Origin of the sequence: Microcoleus sp. Pol10D4, assembly GCF_036701555.1 — a bacterium.
In the GTDB taxonomy this organism is placed as follows: domain Bacteria; phylum Cyanobacteriota; class Cyanobacteriia; order Cyanobacteriales; family Microcoleaceae; genus Microcoleus.
In genome coordinates this window covers 1-4,014 of sequence record NZ_JAUBRA010000147.1, presented here as the reverse complement: position 1 = coordinate 4,014, position 4,014 = coordinate 1, and the positions used below count along the sequence as shown (strand labels likewise).

Here is a 4,014-nt window from a genome sequence, read left to right as displayed (position 1 = left end):
TTTTTTTCTAATTAACTACTTTTAGCGATTTTATCATGATCTGACGTCTGTCTCACATTTATTTGAAATGACTATATATCCCGACACTAATCAAAAGTTGACCCTCAACTATTGGCTGAGAATCTGTCGCTATTGGTATAATCGACAGTTAGGTGATCGATTTGATTGGTGGGAAATGAACCGCACTGCTATAAACGCTTGTCCATTGATTGCTAGCATCTCTGCGCCTCGTCAAAAACCCAATTACTACTCCCAAAAACAACAATTGCCCGTCATCAAGAAAGACCTGGTAAAAGTCTTTTACAGTGGTGAACTATTGGATTTTAAGCAGGTAGATTCCACTATCCTGCAAGACGTTTCTAAGCGAGTAGACAAAGCTTTTGAACGGTTTATGGTAGGAGATAGTAAAGGCGGTCGGTCTGGTAAACCCCGATTCAAGACTGAAGCGGATTACCGAACGATGACTTTTTCTACGGCTAACAGCGATTGGATTAAGCTGGTTCGCAAGAATTGGTTTTATATCCGATTGCCGAAGTTGGGCATCATGAAAGTTCGGATGCACCGCCCAATCCCCGATGGGTTTATCGTTAAGCAAATTAGTGTAACTAGAAAGGCTGACGGTTGGTTCGTTCAGATAATGCTTGAAGACTCTTCTGTACCGCAGTTGATTCCCGACAAAGTTACCCCAAATTAGGACAACTCAATTGGGCTAGATGCGGTGCTACATGAAGATGTCTACTTGGCAACATCATTAGGGGAAAAATTGCCTTCGTTGAAACCGCTTCGCAAAAACCAAGCTAAGCTAGACCGTATTTCAAAGAAGCGAAATAAGCGGAAGCGTGGCTCTAAATCCCGACGAAAATTAACAAAAAAAGAGGCGAGAAAGCACCAAAAAATAGCGCGTTCTCGCCAAGACTTCCATTACAAAACGGCTCACAACCTTGTCAGGTCTGGAGCTAAATTCTTCTTTCATGAAGATTTGAATTTAAAGGGTTTAACCAAGCGGAATAAAGTTAAGCAAGATGATGAGGGTAATTACCTCCCGAACGGTCAGTCAGCGAAATCAGGACTAAACAAGTCTTGGCTGGATGCTGCGTTCGGTCAATTTTTTAAGACACTGGAATACATAGCCGAAAAAGCTGGGTCAGTTGTCGTTCCGCAAAAACCTGCTTATACCTCAATGGTTCTGTGCTATCGGAATGAAATCATTTTCACCGATTGCGGTACGCGAAACTATTGGGATGAGCAGCATTCTTTGATAGTTGATCGTGATGTGAATGCAGCGATTAATTTGAAGAGACTTGGGTTGGGCATTTTCCCAAGTATAAAACGTCGTAGTGGGAATCTTTCTATAGTAGGAACTATAGATGACAGTACCACAAAGGAAATTTTGTACACCCTTTATCGGGCTACAAAGATGCCCACGCCATAACTGTACTCAGTTTGGCGTGGGAGTATGTCACTAGCCGTATTTCTTGCCTGCGGGACTTGGGTCTCAGTTGCAGTCCCCAACGATCGGCTTTATGATAGGTGGTATGGTCATTGCCACTTTATATAAATTTGAAACCGGAGCAATTTAAACGGAGATTTGGTGTCCAGATTCAAACGTTTAAAGAAATGGTTAACACTTGAGAAAAATTCCGAGAATGAAAATCCTCAAGATAAACGAGGACGCCTTGATCGCTTTAACTCTTGAAGAACAAGTTTCAGTAGCCTTGGAATATTGGTGAGAATATCGAACCTATTTTCATCTGGGGACAAATTAGGGAGTATCCGGATCGACGATTTGCCGAATTGTAACTAACATTGAATCAACTTTAATGAAAACGGGGAAGTTTGGTATTCCTGGGAAAAAAGCATTGTTCAAAGGTTTTGGGCGTCAGCAAAGTTGTGGTAATGGATGTCACAGAAACAGCTATCGAACGAAAAAAAAACAGAAAAAATACTATTCAGTCAATAAAAAACACCCCAGCCTAAAAATGCAAGTGGTCATTAATCAAGAAAGTAAACCGATTATTTGCCTATATTTTGAACCTGGGCATTGCCACGATTTCAGCTTGTTTAAAAAAAGCAATCTTCATTTCCATCCCTCAACCGATAGTGTACAAGATAGTGGCTATCAAGGGATAAAAGATTATCGCTTTAATAGCTCGATTCCTAAAAAGAAACCCACAAAAGCGAATGTTTTTCTTTTAGAAAAAGACTATAATCGAGCTTTAGCCCAGGAGGGAATAGTGATTGATTATGTTAATAGGAGTCTAAAAGTTTTCAAAATTTTGTCAAGTCGTTATCGAAATTGTCACCGCCGTTATGGTCTCCGTTGTAATTTGTTGTCAGCACTTTACAATTATGATTTAGCTCTCAGGTCTAAAATTCAAAAGCTTGAATTCTAACATAGATTTTTTTTCAAGAGGTCTAATATGAAATTACAGACTCGCTCCGGTACGAACAAAATCTCTAATGTTCAAATCGCGTTCATGGCGACAGAGGCGCTGTGGAATAATAAGTTGCGTACCAGTTTAACTATGCTGGGCGTAATTATTGGGATATCTTCGGTAATTGCCATTACTTCGGTGGGACAGGGAGTACAAAAATCAACTGAAGAACAGTTAAAGGCTTTGGGTACAAATGTGCTGTTGGTTTTATCCGGCGCTGCGCGATCGGGCGGTGTCAGTCAGGGAAGCGGTTCTGCTACTACCCTTACTTGGGATGACGCTAGGGCGATCGGCAAACAAGCTCCCGCAGTTAAGGCGATTTCGGCTTATTTGCAGCGTCAAGTGCAAGTGGTTTATGCCGGACAAAATTCATTTACTGCTATTTTGGGCACAGATTTAAACTATCCAGATGTCAAGAACATTCAACCCCAAGAAGGACGGTTTTTTAACGAGGATGAATTGAATGCTGCTGAGCCAGTAGTTGTCCTCGGGTCTAAGGTGCGGGACGAACTTTTTGGACCCGGAGCTAATGCGCTATCCTCCGATATTCGCATTCAGGGAAACCGCTACAAGGTGATTGGAGTGATGGAAAGCAAGGGGTCTGTAGGGGGAACCGATCAGGACGATCGAGTGTATATTCCCCTCAAAAATATGTCTTCGCGGATTGTGGGGAGAAATTCTTTAGCGGGGATTGCGATATCGGGTTTTTGGTTGGAAACTGCCGACGAATCGGATTTAGCTGATGCTCAATTTCAAGTAGAAAATATTATGCGCTTGCGCCACAATATTTATCCACCACAACCGGATGATTTTCGAGTTGTAAATCAAGCTGAGATAGTTAATACTTTCAGCAATGTGATAGGTTTATTTACGGTGATGGTGGGTTCGATCGCCGGAATTTCTTTGGTGGTTGGCGGCATCGGTATTGCTAATATTATGTTGGTGTCTGTTGTAGAACGCACTAAGGAAATCGGGATTCGCAAAGCGGTAGGCGCTACTAATGCAGCAATTCTGATTCAATTTATGGCGGAATCTATTTTAGTTTCGACGGTGGGGGGAACGGCGGGTATTGGGTTGGGAGTTGCGATCGCCTTTGGGGCCTCGACAGCGTTTAAATTTCCGTTTGTGGTTTCTGTATGGTCGATCGCAGCCGGTTTTGGGCTATCTTTTACTGTAGGCTTATTGGCTGGAGTGCTACCGGCTCGGAATGCGGCTCGCTTAGATCCGATCGCAGCTTTGCGGAATGATTGAACTTAGTGACGTTCGCCCCCGTTAAATTGAACAGTGGTGAACCCACGAGTGGTCAGAAACCGGGTTTGATGGACGATCGGACTTCGTTGTCGGCCACAGATTCGCTAACGGGACTTAGACAAAAATAAGGTCAAAAATGGCTGCAAACGGGGACAGGTAAACGGTTTGAGCTTGAATTGCTCTCAGTCGATAATTGACAAGGGTTTCACCTCTGATATCAAATCCGCGCTCGATCGTCGGGCGTAAAATCGAGTTATAGTCATTTCAAATAAATGTGAGACAGACGTCAGATCATGATAAAATCGCTAAAAGTAGTTAATTAGAAAAA

At 42.6% G+C, this 4,014-nt stretch carries 4 protein-coding genes; all 4 read left to right on the top strand.

Annotation, left to right across the window (positions count from 1 at the left end):
- Nucleotides 1–67: 67 nt before the first annotated feature.
- The 4 genes from QUA36_RS30880 to QUA36_RS30865 all read left to right on the top strand — a co-directional run bounded on the left by QUA36_RS30880 (nucleotide 68) and on the right by QUA36_RS30865 (nucleotide 3,686).
- Nucleotides 68–694, top strand: a complete 627-nt coding sequence (locus QUA36_RS30880; protein WP_333460124.1) for a transposase — start codon at nucleotides 68–70, stop codon at nucleotides 692–694.
- A gap of 24 nt (nucleotides 695–718) precedes the next feature.
- On the top strand, nucleotides 719–1,432 hold the full coding sequence (locus QUA36_RS30875) for a transposase (RefSeq protein ID WP_333460123.1): 714 nt from the start codon (nucleotides 719–721) through the stop codon (nucleotides 1,430–1,432).
- 388 nt (nucleotides 1,433–1,820) lie between these two features.
- A complete protein-coding gene (locus QUA36_RS30870; RefSeq protein ID WP_333460122.1) occupies nucleotides 1,821–2,393 on the top strand; it encodes a transposase family protein in 573 nt (190 codons plus the stop codon).
- A 27-nt stretch (nucleotides 2,394–2,420) separates the two neighbouring features.
- On the top strand, nucleotides 2,421–3,686 hold the full coding sequence (locus QUA36_RS30865) for an ABC transporter permease (RefSeq protein ID WP_333160896.1): 1,266 nt from the start codon (nucleotides 2,421–2,423) through the stop codon (nucleotides 3,684–3,686).
- The last annotated feature ends 328 nt before the right edge of the window (nucleotides 3,687–4,014 follow it).